We start from the raw sequence: 14889 nt of genomic DNA on the forward strand, positions 1-14889 counted from the left end.
TTTTAGAGGGGAAAATCCCTAGAACCCCATGTTGGTTGAAAGTTAACATATTAATAACATCAGGCAGCGGTATGACAGACATCTATTTAGTGCGACATGGTCAAGCGTCTTTTGGCAAAGCGAACTATGACAAACTTAGTGAACTGGGTGGGCAACAGGCCATTTGGCTTGGTGACTATTTCAAGCATCGCAATGTTGAATTTGATGCAGTTTTCTCTGGCGACATGGTTAGGCATCACGAAACCAAAGAAGGTATTGCCTCGGGTATTGCTACTGAAAACTATACGCTACCTGAAGTTACGGTGAATAGCGCCCTGAATGAATTCAATTTTCAGGCAGTGGCTACCGCCTATTTAACACGCTACCCAGAAGCAAAAGTACCTGAAGGTGCTTCGCCTTCTGAATATTACCGATTGCTAAAAAAAGCAATGCTTGCCTGGTCGCAAGACGAGTTGGCGCATGAACTCCTTGATGAAACATGGGGTCAGTTCGAAGATAGAGTTCACAGTATGCTCACGCATCTTCAAAGTATAGATGCGAAGCGCGTACTTGTTGTGAGCTCGGGCGGCGCAATTGCCATGATGCTTAAACATATTCTTGGCTACGATGCGGCTACCGTTGTAAATATGAATTTGCAGATCCGAAATGCCAGTTTTTCTCAATGCTTTGCCAATGCGCGAGGCGTTTACCTTAATAACTTCAACAGCGTACCTCACCTGGATGTGATTGACAGGTTACACGCCATTACCTACAGCTAAATGGGGCAGTTATGAACTTTGAATATAATGAAAAGACCCAAGCACTTTTAGAAAAACTAAAAGCGTTTATGAAAGAAGAAGTGTATCCAATTGAAAAGGAATACATTCACGCCGTAGAAAATGGCTCTGCCAACAATGGCGAAGGCCGTTGGAAAACGCCTGAAATGATGCATACATTGAAAAAGCGTGCAAAAGAAGCGGGTCTTTGGAATCTATTTTTACCTGAAGAATATAAGCCATATGGCGCGGGCTTGACTAACGCAGAGTATGCACCACTTTGTGAAGAAATGGGCAGAGTTTTGTTTAGCTCTGAAATCTTCAACTGTAGTGCGCCAGATACCGGCAATATGGAAGTGCTGGCGAAATACGGTAACGAGAGTCAGAAAAAGCAGTGGTTAGAGCCTCTCTTAAACGGGGAAATACGCTCAGCCTTTGCTATGACAGAGCCTGCCGTGGCATCAAGTGACGCGACAAACATCGAAACTTCCATTAAGCGCGATGGTGATGAATACGTTATCAACGGCCGTAAGTGGTACACCAGCGGTGCTATGAATGAAAACTGTAAGATTATGGTTGTAATGGGCAAAACTGATTTCGATGCGCCTCGTCACCAGCAGCAGTCTCAAATCTTAGTTCCTATGGACACCAAGGGTGTAACTATTGTTCGCCCAATGGCAGCAATGGGCTATTACGACGAGCCTATTGGTCATGCTGAAGTCTTGTTTGAAAACGTACGTGTACCGGCAGAAAACTTACTGCTTGGTGAAGGGCGTGGTTTTGAAATCGCACAAGGGCGCTTAGGCCCGGGCCGTATTCACCATTGTATGCGCCTTATTGGCTGTGCACAGCGCGCGCTCGATATGGCCTGTGAACGAGTTGAAAGCCGAGTGGCGTTTGGCAAACCGTTGTCAAAACAGCAATCGGTTAGAGAAAGCATTGCGCAGATGCACTGTGATATTGAACAGGCGCGTCTGCTTACGTTGAAAGCGGCTGATAAGATGGATCGCTATGGCAACAAAGTATCGCGCGACCTTATCGCTGCTATCAAGATAGTTGCACCTACTATGGCCTGTAACGTTATCGACCAAGCCATTCAGATGCACGGCGCTGCAGGTACAAGCCAAGATTTCGTATTGTCTGCAATGTACGCTTATGCGCGTACTATCAAGCTGGCAGATGGCCCTGATCAGGTTCACATGATGCAGTTAGGTCGTAGTCTTATTGCTGAAAAAGCAGTCGCTGAATAAGTCAGTGTTGTAAATAAACAATACAAAAAATTACGGGTAAGGAGTGAACGTGTCTAAAGACAATGCGAAAGCCCCACATGTCATAGATTTAGCAGTGCTGAATTCGTATTTATCTTCTGCGTGCCCCAGTGTTGGGAAGGTAAAAAGTGCCGAGAAATTTGCAGGTGGGCAATCGAACCCGACGTTTAAGCTTACTACGGATAACGGCGTCTACGTGTTACGCCGTCAACCTCCGGGTAAGTTACTGAAATCGGCCCATGCAGTTGACCGAGAATTTCGCGTTATCAATGCGTTGCAGGGCTCAGAAGTGCCTGTGCCCAAAGCGTACCATTTATGTGAAGATGCCAGCATAATCGGTAGCATGTTTTACATTATGGCCTATGTTGAAGGTGACATTTTTTGGAATAGTGCACTGCCTGAAATAGCGTCTTCTGCTACTCGTGGTGCCATGTATGATGAAATGAACCGGGTGCTTGCAGCGCTTCACAGTGTAGATATTGAAAGCGCAGGCTTACGCGATTATGGAAAGCCTGGCAGCTACTTTGAACGTCAGCTAAGCAGGTGGACAAAGCAGTATAGAGCGTCAGAACTTGAGCATGTTGAAGAAATTGAAAGTCTTATTCAGTATCTTGAGGCCAACCTGCCAAAAGATGATGGTCAAGTCTCGTTGGTCCATGGCGACTTTCGTTTAGACAATATGATGTTTGATATGTCTGACCCTAAAAAACCAAGCGTAGTCGCGGTGCTTGATTGGGAATTATCAACGTTGGGGCATCCGTATGCCGATTTGGCTTACCAATGTATGCAGTTGCGCCTTCCCTCTGACATTGCGCACGCAGCTGGGTTAGGTGGTTTAGACAGAGAGCAGTTAGGCATTCCAAGTGAACAAGAATATATCAATGCGTATTGCGAGCGAAGAGGTATTGATAGCATTAGCAACTGGACGTTTTACCTCGCATTTAGTTTTTTCCGTTTAGCCGCTATTTTACAAGGCGTGGTAAAACGTGCACACGATGGCAATGCGTCAAGCGAGAAGGCTATGCAATTAGGCGCAATGGTGCGACCTCTGGCGCAAATTGCAAACCAAACCATTCACCAAAGCGAATAAACGCCATATAACGTATTTAATGACATGTCATGCTATCAATAGCGTGCTCGTCGAACAAAGCAACTGGAGACAGTATGAAAGCAATTGTATGCGAATCTTTTGGACCACTTGAAGAACTTCAATTTAAAGACGTTGCAGACCCACAAGTAAAAAAAGGGCATGTAGTCGTAAATGTTGAAGCCGCAGGGGTGAACTTTCCAGACGGACTATTGGTGCAAGGTCTGTATCAAATGCAGCCAGACTTCCCGTTTATTCCTGGCAATGAAGTGGCAGGCACCATATCTGAAGTAGGTGAGGGCGTAAGCCATTTAAAAGAAGGGCAACGAGTTATTGCGTTGTCTAACTTAGGTGGTTACGCAGAAAAAGCGCTGATCCCTGCCACTCATGTTATGCCGTTACCTGATCCCATCCATGTTAATGAGGGGGCTGCTCTTGTAACTGCGCATGCGACAGCACATCACGCGTTAAAGCAGCGCGCAAAACTGCAGCCAGGCGAAACACTGGTTGTAACCGGCGCAGCGGGTGGTACTGGCTTAGCAGCAGTGCAAATAGGCAAGATTATGGGCGCTAAAGTTATTGCAGTTTGCTCAACAGAAGAAAAGCTGGCGCTTGCTAAAGAGTATGGCGCAGACGTTTTAATTAACTACAAAGAAAAAGATCTCAAAGAAACGCTGAAAGAAGTCACAGGCGGCAAAGGTGTCGATGTAGTTTATGAATGCGTTGGCGGTGACACATTCCACGCTTGCAGCCGCAGTATGGCATGGGAAGGTCGTTTACTTGTGGTTGGCTTTGCTGGCGGTGAGATCCCGAAATTCCCGGTTAATTTAGCGCTGGTAAAAGGCTATTCGGTTATGGGCGTATTTTGGGGCTCGTTTACTCAGCACGATCCAAAAGGCTTTGCGGAAAATATGCAAGAGCTTTTAACTTGGTATGTGCAAGGTAAGGTGAAGGTGGTCGTAGATGAAGCATTACCCTTAGAACAAGCAACGAAAGCCATGGCCAAGGTAATGAACCGGGAAGTGAAAGGTAAGATGGTGCTTGTGCCCTGATCCTACAAGCCTGACACGTGGGTAACTTAACAATAAAGCCTGAACAATCGATGTTCAGGCTTTTCTTGTTAACAGTGGGTTATTCCATAAGCCACATTCGGGCGCTTCTTCCTGGTACATAGAACTTGTGCCACTGAGTTGTAATATATTGCACATCATTACTTAACGTATCGCGGTAATTTCTATACCACCACAAATTGTCCGTAGATGTATCTACCCATATATCTTGGCCGTCTGCGCATTTATTAATACCCACAACGCCTTGATGGTCACGCTTGAAGAAAATAACGCAGTCATTATGACTTACCACTTGCATGCCACTGCCCTGAACTCCGTTATGGAATTTAACCATACCCTTGATGTCATCACGCTTGTACAAATCTACCCAACGATTATCACCACTTTCATTGTTATCTGAGTACAGTAATGGAACACCACCGTCACGGCCTAGTACATAGGCATTTGCCAAATGTTCGTCGGTAGGGTCAAGTAACTGGTAGCGGAAGCCGTCGTTTAGCGGGATGTCGTGGGTAATACTAAATGTGATGGCCTTGTCGCCTGATAAAGCCTGACCGTACGCACCTGGGTCAACTAAGGCATTCATCGAACCACCGAAGCTAAATGCACTACGTATTTGCGCGAAAAGCGGGAAATCGTAGGCCGAGTGACCTGTTGCTGATAAATAAGGTGCAAGGAAGTTATCATACTCACTAGAGCCTGCACCGCCCGTGGTAATTATTTCTCCGAAAACATGCACGCCGTTTTTTATATTGCTGTCGAACACCGCGTTAATATGATAGTTGGTCATGTGCTTTGCAGCATCAACGCGGAACCCGGTTACACCCATGTCTTTTAACGCCTGAAGATACGCTTTTTGCTGAGCTACTACCCAATTATTGGGGTCTAGGTCGGGCAAGCCAGGATCTGGCGCGGCGCCGCATAATCTATTGTACTGAACATCGCCCACGTCGCTGTAGTTACTAATGCACTTAGGGCCACCTTGATCATACGTACCGTGGAAGTCACCACCGCCCAAAAGGCCGCTACTTACATCACCAAATAATGTGATGCCATTGTAGTATCCCTGATTTGATGAGTATTGCTGTAGTACTTCACTTCCGGGGTAGTTTAAGTCTGAACGTTTCCATGCTTCGTTCGCCATATGATTAAAGACAATATCCGCATAGGTCTCTACACCTTTGGCATTTAATGCATTAACCATCGCTTGAAAGTCAGCAGTGTCACCAAGTGGGTTATCAATAACTCGATAGTCCTGTGGTTGATATCGCGCCCACCACTGATCACCTGTCGATTTATAAGCAGGCGAAACAAGTACTTTGGTGTAACCAAGATCCGCAATTTCCTGGGCTTTTGCGGCGACGTCATCGTAGATCCAGTTAAATGCGTGTAGTATAACGTCGGCATAGCTTTGATAACTTAATGTACTCAGTGCTGCGCCTATTAGAACGCCTGCCGCATGTTTCTTCATCTTCATAGTGTGTCCTATTTTATGTGGGAGCGAGAGAAAAGATGAACAATCAAGATGCGCAGGGAAGGGAGTAAGGTTAGCTATTGCCACTGGGTTAGCGGCTCTTAGTTGCGCAGCACTGTTTGAATTTTTTGTTGCTACCGCAAACACAAGGTAGGTTTCTCCCGTATTTAATTTTGCCGCAGTCGTCGTGTAATACGCCGTCGTGATAACGCCACTTACCGTCTTCAACACTAAAATTAGACGTTTCGTGAAGCTGATACATACTTTTATTTTCAAAATAGTAAGCAGTGAATTCAACAATGGCATTATTTGGCTTAGAGATGGGCTTGGAGATGGACTTTAAATTAGTCTTAGAGATTGGCTCGGCGTTGGTTACTGCTTCGACTTTAGCGTCAGCATGTACAGTACTGTCTATCGAACTATCTTCAGTACTACTGACCGAGTTACCTACCAAGCTATCTACGGAGTTATCTACGGAGTTATCTACGGAGCTAGCCGCTAGAGTGGGGTGAACTTTAAGTGCGAACCATGTCGCACCTTGTGCGCTTTGCGCCAAATCCTCTACAGAAAGACCCTGCTGCTTTTCTTTGGTGTAGGTTTCAAGAATATATTGATAATGCGCTGTAGCGTAGGCTGAAAAACGGGAGCGCATAAGTTGCTCTGCAGAACTAGGGTGTTTATCACCCTTAATAAAAGGCTCGCAGCATTCGTCGAAGGGTTTTGATGAGCAACAGTAGCAGCGCATAAGACAACTCGCAGTTTAAGAGTAAAACAAAGCGCTACAGTATAAGTATAAGTTGCGTGAGCCCCAACTTTTTTAAACGTAAATGTTGCCGATATTCAAAGATTCCTTGGCGGTCCATGCCAAAGGGTACATGTCAGAGATTCCACGCCAAAGAGTTGTATGAAAATAAATATTTAGGTTTTGTTTACGCACCGCTATTCAGGCAAACGTAAGATGGGGCAAACGCAAGATGTAAGCATAAACAGGCTTTGTATTACCAAGGACCTAATGCTACGTTTTGTTCGTCATTAATGCTGTTAACACGCACATTCACCAGGCTGACAGAGTAAAGCTCACACAGCTTTCTGATCATTTCACTATCGGTTGGTTGAAGGTCTAAATCAATGTTTTCCACATACAGTGTTTTACACTGGCCACCTGTAATCAGCTTACTGATCCATTCAGGCATTTTTTCTTTTTCAGGTTTCTGAATACGGATAGCGTGATCTACAGATTTAGAAAACGACACCGTATTTGAAAGCAGATAATTCCAACCTTTGTCGTTATTTCCTTTTCCATTACCTTGTTTTTCGCCAGGAAACCCTTCTATCGGCAAAGGTAGTTGAACAACATTTGAAACCGAAGCGCGCAAAGCATTAAATCGTGAAACTGAAGATGTGTTCATAGTAAAACCCTTTATGCATTTGCCCTTAAGTTCATAAATCGAACTTCAGGAATATTGTTATTAATTGATACTGGTTACTTATACAGTGTGTATGTGTATACAGTATTCATAAAAGAGGGATTTGGCAAGTATTTAGTTGTACTTTTTTCACACAAATTGGTGCTTTGTCAGTAACTATATAAAAGATAATGTTTTTTTTGTGCTTTCGAATTCTGAAGGAAGTATTCATACTCCGATTAAGGTAAGATGCGCGCGAATCTTACATAGAAAACTACTGTATAAAGCTGGAGGAGCGTTGAGCGCATTAATACATTTAGGCTACTTGGGGATGTTCTTATCGGCATTTTTGGCTGCCACTATATTGCCTTTTAGTTCTGAAATTGTGCTTAGTGCTTTATACAGTAGTGGGTTGAGCTGGTTGTTTTTGCTTGTTGTTGCTTCGTTAGGAAATGTACTCGGCTCGGTGGTTAATTATGCATTGGGCTTCAAGTTCGGAAAAGAAATTGCGACCGATAAGTTAAAAGTGAGCGAAGCGGCGTTTAACCGTGCAAGTTACACCTTTACAAAGTGGGGGAAGTGGAGCTTGTTTTTATGCTGGGTACCTATTATTGGCGACCCTATTACTTTAGTAGCAGGTGTACTTAGAAGCCCATTTTGGTTTTTTATTCTCGCGGTAACGCTTAGTAAAACAGCGCGTTATGCTGCGCTGCTTTACGTACTTGTTTAAAAGGTTTTCGACTTTAGTTTTCTCACGCCACTGCGTTTTTGTCTCTCGACTTCTTTTGGCTTTTCTTCTGATACGTCACATACCACAGCTTCATTCTTGGGCTCATTAATATCAGTCCAATCATCCAATACCAAACGGGCTCTTGCCAAAACGTCTTCTGCGACCAGCTGAAATGAAGTAGTGCAAGGGGCAGGATCAGGTAAATGCTGTTGTGAAGCTTCTGCCACTTTTTTCCCATGTTGCGCTGGATACGCTTGAACGACGTAGCGGTGAGAGCAAAAAGAAGAAGTAACGCTGCCATGCCAACAATGATGTATGGCCTGCTTACTATCTCGCTAGCCACTAGTGCCATATCAAGCTGGATTTCAAACACAATGTATGTGAGCAGGTGTGCAAAGGCGTACACAAAGGTGTATACGCCAATCATACGTCTGAATTGCATCGGTTCTGGGCTTGGTAGCCATTTTGCAAGTGGGCTAAGAGTAAGCGTTAGTAAAAGAAAGTGAATTGCCCAAGTTCCAGTCTCATTGATGAGCGTGTTTACAGGGTCTGGACCAAGCTGATCGGTTACCCCTGCAAAAAACAACCAGGCGATATAGCCCAATGCGAAAAGGTGAATAAGACCTTTTAGGCTGCGGCGCTGCCATACAGCGAGTCGAAATGTTTTTTTTCTTAACGGCATTAAATGAACAACTTAATAATAATATTTAAAAACTCTAGTTAAGTGATATTGGTTAGAAGGGCTAGCTATTTGCTCGTAGCTCTATAAAACGTACCAGCTAGTAATAACGGGATAAGTCCATATCTTTGTATAGCGGCGCGACTTCGCTGTAACCGTTGAACATTAGGGTGTCGATGCGATTTCTGGCGAGTAGCCCACCTGTGGTTATTCTACGCTCGCTGGCCTGGCTCCACCTTGGGTGCGACACGTTTGGATTCACGTTGGCGTAAAAGCCATACTCGTTGGCGGCCAGTCGATTCCATGTGGTAGGCGGTTTCTTATCGGTAAGGCGAATTCTCACGATAGACTTAATGCTCTTAAAACCATACTTCCACGGTACAACAAGCCTGATAGGCGCGCCGTTTTGAGGTGGCAAGGTCTTCCCGTAAAGACCAACCGACATGAGCGTTAACGGGTGCATGGCTTCGTCAAGACGCAAACCCTCTACGTAAGGGTAATCAATACCACCACCGGTAAAGCGGCTTCGTTGACCGGGCATTTGCTCAGGGTCGTATAGGGTTTCAAACGCCACATACTTGGCTGACATTAATGGCTCGGCTTGTTTTTAAAACGCCCCCAACTCAAACCCAATCCAAGGCACCACCATCGACCATGCCTCCACACAGCGCAAGCGGTAAATGCGTTCTTCAAGGGGAAAACGCTTTGTTAAGGCATCGTGATCAAGCTCAATGGGGTTTTTAACCATCCCGTCAACTTTTAACGTCCATGGATTAGTTTGAAATTCAGTCGCATTTTTGGCTGGTGCATCTTTAGATGTGCCAAACTCATAGAAGTTGTTGTAGCTGGTCACTTTATCTTCAGGCGTTCGGGTTTCCGTTATTTGAAACTTAGGGGGCTGACTAAACTCCAGCGCCTTTCCCTTAAACGCTGCCTTCTCTTCTTCATCTTCCCAAAACCAACCGGCAGCGCCTGCCGACTTCGCCAACAGCGTAGACGCTCCCACAAAGCCCATAGATTTGAGCAATGTACGGCGACTCTTGTAAACGTCTTCATTAGTTACGTCGTTATCGGTTAATTTTACTGAGGGTTTAAATGGTTTTGGCATTACGTCACCTAAATTATGATAAGACTATGAGAAATGGTCGTCACTTCGCCCAGTACATTTAGCTACGTTAATGTAACGAGTAAGTTCAACATAATAAAAAAGACCGAGAGTACGGTCTTTTCATTTCAATTAATTTGGAAAAACAAAACAATCTACATATGCAGACTATCTTGAATACCGCCTTGTTTAGGTGAAAAGATATTGCTGTATAGGCGAGATGCGAATTCATCGGTCATGCCAGATATATAATCGGCGAGAACGCGCATACCATTGCCGCTCTCACAGGCCTTACGCCAGCGAACTTGGGTATTTTCGGGAAGTAAGCGGTCGGGATCTGATGCAAAGGCTTCAAAAAGCTCCATAACCACCAGCTGTCCTTTGTATTCAAGAAGCTGCACATCGGGGCGGCGTATTACTTTGTTAAACACAAAGCGTTTGAAGAGCTCTAGAGCTTGCGCAAATTGTTCAGGCATCACAGCGTTGAACGCCAGTAACGGATGAGCAAAACCCTCAACGCCTCTTATTTCAATAGCTGTAATAAAGCTATTTACCAGCGCGCCTATGGCATTTTTTCTTTCGTGATGTGCAGCGCTAAATAGCTTATTGGTTAGCACTTCTATATTGTCTGACAGCCACGGTACATCTAGCGCTTTTAGCGGCGTGGTTACATCCTCGACAAAGTGATGCTTGTCGACCATATCCATTACAATGGCATCTTCTAAGTCGTGAATGCCATAGGCGATATCGTCAGACAGCTCCATAATTGAGCAGTCGAACGATTTAAATTGCGTTTTACTGTGTGCATTCAGTTTTGCAGTAAACTGCATAAACCCATCTTTATCTTCATTGCTAAATGGCGCAAGTAGCCAGTCGAATAGGGGCTCATCGCAGCGAAACAGACCTTTTGGCGGATGCCAGTCGTGGGCCTTTACCTGACGAAGTGAAACAGGGCGCTCTGGCGTAGGTCCTTTACTATGAAGGGCATCGATAAAATTCGGATATTTAACCAAGCCTAACACGCTTCTTCTGCATAAATTCATGCCGTGTTCGGCGGTATAGGGCTCTAGCTGAGTGATGATCCTAAAGGTTTGCCCGTTTCCTTCAAACCCGCCGTATTGGTGCATCATGTAATTAAGCGCAATTTCACCACCATGGCCGAATGGGGGATGACCAATATCGTGAGCCAAGCAGAGGGTTTCGATTAACGTAGGATCAAGCGCTAACGTCGAGGCAATATCTGGAAATTTCACCCAAAGTTGGGCAGTAATACCTGTGCCAATTTGGGCGGCTTCTAGAGAGTGAGTTAGTCGAGTGCGATAGAAGTCGCTCAGCCCCACACCAAGCACTTGAGTCTTTGCCTGTAATCTACGAAAGGCGGCGCTATGAAGAACGCGCGCTTTATCACGTTGATACGGATTGCGGTGATCGCCGTCTCTTGTTTCACTACGGGGTAAACGACGCTCGTGTAATGCTAATTCCCAATCGCTTGTTGCCAAAAAAACCTCGCTGCCTCGCTGTTTATGCTACTTCTATTCGTCAGTATAGTGATTTATAGGCTGTTAGCCGCCTCGCTCACATATCGTCTTGCGTAATTTCATCAAGACTTAAAGAAAAGCTTGGTACGTAGCGTGTTAAGAAGTAGTCCACCTCATCAGAATGATATTCTTTAAGGGTTTTATCTAATCTTTTCTTAGCAAGCTTAAACTCTTGGTTGCCAGCAGCCAATTCTTCAAGCGTTTTAAGGTAAGCGCAAAGCACGTCTGCTGCTTTCACAATAAAAGCTTCTTCTTCACTATGGTAGTGATGATCAATAAGCGCCGCATAGTCTTCTCGAAATGCCTCTGGTGCCATTTCAATTAGCTTGTTCTCTGCAATTTTTTCGATCTTTTTATATTCTTCTTTAATCGCAGGGTTAAAGTATTTCACTGGGGTAGGGAGGTCTCCGGTGAGCACCTCGGACACATCGTGAAATATTGCCATGGTAGCAATACGATCAGGGTTTAGTGTGCCGCCAAAAAACTTATTTTTTATTAAAGCAAGCGCATGGGCAACCATAGCCACCTGCAAACTGTGCTCCTGCACATTTTCTGTGCGCACATTGTGCATCAGCGGCCAACGATTAATAAGCTTTAAGCGCGCCAGGTGCGCAAAAAAGTGACTTTTATCAGACACATTACGCCCCTTGCTTATACGTTCTAAAGAAGTTGCCAATACGATGCAGCGCAGGCACCAATACATCGCTGTGCGGTAAAAATACTAATCGGAAGTACGTGCCTTCAGTAAGGTTAAACGCGCGACCATGTACCAGCAGAATTTTTTCAGAGCTTAATAAGTCCAGCACCATTTGTTCGTCGTTTTGAATGTTGAATTTCTTCTCATCCACTTTAGCGAAACAATACATGGCACCTTTAGGTTTAACGCAAGAAATACCGTCAATGCCGTTTAGCATATCTGTAGTCACGTCACGCTGAATGCGTAAACGCCCGTTTTCCTTTACCAAATCGTCAATACTCTGATAGCCGCCTAATGCCGTTTGGATAGCGCTTTGACAAGGTACGTTAGCGCACATCCGCATGGAAGACAGAATATTAAGCCCTTCAATATAGTCCGATGCCAGGCGTTTATTTCCGCTGACAACTAGCCAACCTGAACGAAAGCCCGCCACGCGGTAGTTTTTGCTCAAGCCGCCAAAGGTAACAAAAAACACATCGTCAGCCAGTGAAGCAATACTGGTGTGCTTTGCTTCATCGTAAAGAATTTTGTCGTAAATCTCGTCGCTAAATACAACAAGTCCGTGTTCGCGGGCGACTTCAACCACATCTTGTAAAAGGGCTTTGTCGTAAACTGCGCCGGTTGGGTTGTTAGGGTTGATCAGTACGATCGCGCGGGTTTTACTGGTGATTTTACTTTTTATGTCGTCAATATCTGGGAACCAGCCTGCTTGCTCGTCGCAGCGATAATGAACGGGTGAACCTGACGAGAGGCTAACTGCTGCTGTCCAAAGCGGGTAGTCAGGGCTTGGAATAAGCACTTCATCGCCATGATTAAGTAGCGCCTGCATTGCCATCATAATTAACTCAGATACGCCGTTACCAATATAAACGTCATCTACACGGATGTCTTTAATGTTGCGCTGCTGGTAGTACTGCATCACGGCCACACGGGCAGCATAAATTCCTGTCGAGTCTGAATATCCTTGAGACGTAGGCAGGTTATGAATAACGTCTTTTACGATATCGTCAGGGGCTTCAAATCCAAATGGGGCAGGGTTACCGATATTCAGCTTTAATATGCGGTGTCCTTCGTCTTCCATTTTGCGTGCTTGCGCAGCGATTGGGCCTCTAATGTCGTAACAAACGTTATCTAATTTATGTGAGCGAGATACAGTTTTCATGGTCTATCTGGTTGATTTACATACCCTGAGATTATCGCAATACAGAGCCATATGCGATGGCCTTTTTGCAGTATTTCTGCTTTAAGCACTACTTTTTTCACCAAGTGGTTATTTATTAACCACATAACGAGATGAATGATCCGCTTGTCACTTAAGTATAAAATTTATGTTAATAGCTTGTGAACTTTTCATTCAGCGCCTATCGTAGTAGTAAGGCGTGTATAAAAAACGCGTTAGTAACAAACAGGCTAACAAGCAGAGGTGATAAGAATATGTCGCACCATTTCAAAGAAACACCAGAGAATGCAATCACGCAAAGTGGTATAGCACGCGTTATTCCCTGTAAAGAGTTAGACGTTGGCGACCCTATAAAATGGTTGTCATTGGCATTACGAGACGCTATGCGCGCACCAGGTCTCACATTGTTTTATGGCGTTCTTTTCGCGGTTATTCCGTGGTTCATTATGTACTTGGTTGAAATGACAGGTTGGCACTTAGTTATTTTACCCGCCATTGTTTGCTTTATGTTGGTAGGTCCATTTCTGGCTGCTGGTCTTTATGATGTGAGTTGGGAAATGGAAAAAGGCCACAAGCCCACGCTACGCCACTCTTTACGCGCAATGCGCCGAAATGCATTTAACGAGTGGGGCTTTGCCATACTGCTTATGGTGATGATGATATTTTGGTTACGTGTCGCATCGCTAATCCACGCGCTTTATCCGCCTTATATAGAAAACGACTTAGAAAGCTTGTTACCGTTTTTAGCGCTAGGCACGATTGTCGGTGCGGGTTTTACATTGGCTATGCTTTTCATTACGGCGTTTACCCAACCTATTTTGATGGAACGTAAAGTTGACCTTGCTACCGCCGTATTAACCAGCGTTAACGCAGTATGGCTTAATAAGGTGCCCATGCTTATTTGGGGGGCGATCATCTTTACCACCGTTGCGATTGGTTACGTAACCGGGTTTATTGGTTTTATCGTGTTAATGCCTATAATCGGCTACGCGTCATGGCATGCTTATATTGATGCCATTGAAACTAAGCGCGAACGCAAATATGAGTAATCGCCCACACTTTCTGTAATTTAATTACGGAAATGGTGAGGTTTTCTGTACATTAGATGCGCTTTATCATTATATATTTTGTTAAAATTACAGTTTTAAGGCCCCGAAAGGGGCCTTTTTATACTTAAGTCTTATATTTCTTTCTTCCTACAAGTTCCATCGCTAGATATATTAGTAATATGTAATCTAAATTAATCTCGATAAAACAGTGATTTAGCCTCGTAACAATGGTGTAACAAACTGATTTACCACACATTTACCCCCATTACACAATCATTCAACAGAAAAGTTTTAATTCTTGATGCATAAATAAAGGGCGTTGAGCGAATTGTTGATTGTTCAGCTTTGTTCAACCAAAAACTAAGAGTTTGCCACAAACTTGATTAAAGCCTTTATTTACACATTGAGGAATTAAACATGAAACCAGTTAAATCGAAATTAGCCAACGCGGTAAAAGTTCTAGCTGTAACTGCAACCGTAGCATTTAGCGTAAACGCAACTGCCGCAGCACCACAAAAAGACATACGCTTTGTAGGCGAAACCCAATTTGCAGGGTTTTGTAAAGCTGTGATAAATGATGACGTTAGAGTACTTCGCTCTAGTCTTTCACGTAACGTAGGACGCATTGGTGCTAGTCAGCGTGAAGTGTTGCGTATGGTAACGTCTGAAGAAGGACTAACGTGCAATGGCAGCAGCCTAATTGAGTTTTCAGTAGAGCGTCACGCTGATGCGGTACACGAATACTTAACGTCGCGTAGCTAAGGCGTTGACTGCGGTTACGATAAATCCAGAAAAAGCGGGCTAGCTTGCACTCATCGTCAATCACGTTGACGTAAATGGTGAAAACTAGA

General features: G+C 44.5%; 14 protein-coding genes and 1 pseudogene. 7 read left to right on the plus strand and 8 right to left on the minus strand.

Going from position 1 to position 14889, the window contains the following annotated elements; translation table 11 throughout:
- The 4 genes from ACX5KA_RS08180 to ACX5KA_RS08195 form a co-directional block, all read left to right on the plus strand.
- Positions 1–758, plus strand: a 758-nt coding sequence (locus ACX5KA_RS08180) for a histidine phosphatase family protein (protein WP_458730850.1), incomplete at its 5' end; no start/stop codon positions are given.
- An 11-nt stretch (positions 759–769) separates the two neighbouring features.
- Positions 770–2005: an acyl-CoA dehydrogenase family protein gene (locus ACX5KA_RS08185; protein WP_458730851.1), complete on the plus strand. Its 1236-nt coding sequence runs from the start codon at positions 770–772 to the stop codon at positions 2003–2005.
- 49 nt (positions 2006–2054) lie between these two features.
- A complete protein-coding gene (locus ACX5KA_RS08190) occupies positions 2055–3113 on the plus strand; it encodes a phosphotransferase family protein (protein WP_458730852.1) in 1059 nt (352 codons plus the stop codon).
- 74 nt (positions 3114–3187) lie between these two features.
- A complete protein-coding gene (locus ACX5KA_RS08195; protein ID WP_061486004.1) occupies positions 3188–4162 on the plus strand; it encodes an NADPH:quinone oxidoreductase family protein in 975 nt (324 codons plus the stop codon).
- 79 nt (positions 4163–4241) lie between these two features.
- On the opposite strand, the gene ACX5KA_RS08200 is transcribed toward ACX5KA_RS08195, so the two are convergent.
- From ACX5KA_RS08200 to ACX5KA_RS08210, 3 genes are all read right to left on the minus strand, one after another.
- Positions 4242–5657 carry an alpha-amylase family protein gene (locus ACX5KA_RS08200; protein ID WP_458730853.1) on the minus strand — a complete coding sequence of 472 codons (1416 nt, stop codon included), beginning with the start codon at positions 5655–5657 and terminating at the stop codon, positions 4242–4244.
- An 88-nt stretch (positions 5658–5745) separates the two neighbouring features.
- On the minus strand, positions 5746–6399 hold the full coding sequence (locus ACX5KA_RS08205) for a YchJ family protein (RefSeq protein WP_458730854.1): 654 nt from the start codon (positions 6397–6399) through the stop codon (positions 5746–5748).
- Between the two features lie 253 nt (positions 6400–6652).
- Positions 6653–7063, minus strand: coding sequence for a hypothetical protein (locus ACX5KA_RS08210; protein WP_039216466.1), 411 nt, complete (start codon positions 7061–7063; stop codon positions 6653–6655).
- Between the two features lie 328 nt (positions 7064–7391).
- Between ACX5KA_RS08210 and ACX5KA_RS08215 the strand changes: the two genes are divergently transcribed.
- Complete coding sequence (locus ACX5KA_RS08215; protein WP_458730871.1) at positions 7392–7790, plus strand: YqaA family protein; 399 nt, start codon at positions 7392–7394, stop codon at positions 7788–7790.
- Positions 7791–7812: 22 nt separating this feature from the next.
- Here ACX5KA_RS08215 and ACX5KA_RS08220 read toward each other — a convergent pair whose 3' ends face one another.
- The 5 genes and pseudogenes from ACX5KA_RS08220 to ACX5KA_RS08240 all read right to left on the minus strand — a co-directional run bounded on the left by ACX5KA_RS08220 (position 7813) and on the right by ACX5KA_RS08240 (position 12971).
- Complete coding sequence (locus ACX5KA_RS08220) at positions 7813–8472, minus strand: protein-methionine-sulfoxide reductase heme-binding subunit MsrQ (RefSeq protein ID WP_458730855.1); 660 nt, start codon at positions 8470–8472, stop codon at positions 7813–7815.
- 97 nt (positions 8473–8569) lie between these two features.
- Positions 8570–9577: pseudogene (msrP, locus tag ACX5KA_RS08225) on the minus strand (protein-methionine-sulfoxide reductase catalytic subunit MsrP).
- Between the two features lie 152 nt (positions 9578–9729).
- Positions 9730–11073 (minus strand): anti-phage deoxyguanosine triphosphatase, encoded by a 1344-nt coding sequence (locus tag ACX5KA_RS08230; RefSeq protein WP_239246469.1) that lies wholly within the window; start codon positions 11071–11073, stop codon positions 9730–9732.
- A gap of 76 nt (positions 11074–11149) precedes the next feature.
- Complete coding sequence (yfbR, locus tag ACX5KA_RS08235) at positions 11150–11749, minus strand: 5'-deoxynucleotidase (RefSeq protein ID WP_076011807.1); 600 nt, start codon at positions 11747–11749, stop codon at positions 11150–11152.
- A 1-nt stretch (position 11750) separates the two neighbouring features.
- The gene (locus tag ACX5KA_RS08240; RefSeq protein ID WP_014976750.1) at positions 11751–12971 is read right to left on the minus strand and encodes a pyridoxal phosphate-dependent aminotransferase; all 1221 of its coding nucleotides are present in this window, start codon (positions 12969–12971) and stop codon (positions 11751–11753) included.
- Between the two features lie 272 nt (positions 12972–13243).
- On the opposite strand from ACX5KA_RS08240, the gene ACX5KA_RS08245 reads away from it, so the two are divergent.
- Both ACX5KA_RS08245 and ACX5KA_RS08250 read left to right on the plus strand, forming a co-directional pair.
- Entirely contained in the window at positions 13244–14038 is a 795-nt protein-coding gene (locus ACX5KA_RS08245) for a DUF2189 domain-containing protein (protein ID WP_014949751.1), read from the plus strand.
- Between the two features lie 417 nt (positions 14039–14455).
- Positions 14456–14800: a DUF3718 domain-containing protein gene (locus tag ACX5KA_RS08250; RefSeq protein ID WP_014976749.1), complete on the plus strand. Its 345-nt coding sequence runs from the start codon at positions 14456–14458 to the stop codon at positions 14798–14800.
- Positions 14801–14889: the final 89 nt, after the last annotated feature.

Source organism: Alteromonas alvinellae, assembly GCF_902705805.1.

What these genes read in the sequence shown, in the direction of transcription:
- ACX5KA_RS08185 (WP_458730851.1), top strand. Translation starts at nt 770, where the DNA reads ATGAACTTTGAATATAATGAAAAGACCCAAGCACTTTTAGAAAAACTA.
- ACX5KA_RS08195 (WP_061486004.1), top strand. Translation starts at nt 3,188, where the DNA reads ATGAAAGCAATTGTATGCGAATCTTTTGGACCACTTGAAGAACTTCAA.
- ACX5KA_RS08200 (WP_458730853.1), bottom strand. Translation starts at nt 5,657, where the DNA reads ATGAAGATGAAGAAACATGCGGCAGGCGTTCTAATAGGCGCAGCACTG.
- ACX5KA_RS08205 (WP_458730854.1), bottom strand. Translation starts at nt 6,399, where the DNA reads ATGCGCTGCTACTGTTGCTCATCAAAACCCTTCGACGAATGCTGCGAG.
- ACX5KA_RS08210 (WP_039216466.1), bottom strand. Translation starts at nt 7,063, where the DNA reads ATGAACACATCTTCAGTTTCACGATTTAATGCTTTGCGCGCTTCGGTT.
- ACX5KA_RS08215 (WP_458730871.1), top strand. Translation starts at nt 7,392, where the DNA reads ATGTTCTTATCGGCATTTTTGGCTGCCACTATATTGCCTTTTAGTTCT.
- ACX5KA_RS08220 (WP_458730855.1), bottom strand. Translation starts at nt 8,472, where the DNA reads ATGCCGTTAAGAAAAAAAACATTTCGACTCGCTGTATGGCAGCGCCGC.
- ACX5KA_RS08240 (WP_014976750.1), bottom strand. Translation starts at nt 12,971, where the DNA reads ATGAAAACTGTATCTCGCTCACATAAATTAGATAACGTTTGTTACGAC.
- ACX5KA_RS08245 (WP_014949751.1), top strand. Translation starts at nt 13,244, where the DNA reads ATGTCGCACCATTTCAAAGAAACACCAGAGAATGCAATCACGCAAAGT.
- ACX5KA_RS08250 (WP_014976749.1), top strand. Translation starts at nt 14,456, where the DNA reads ATGAAACCAGTTAAATCGAAATTAGCCAACGCGGTAAAAGTTCTAGCT.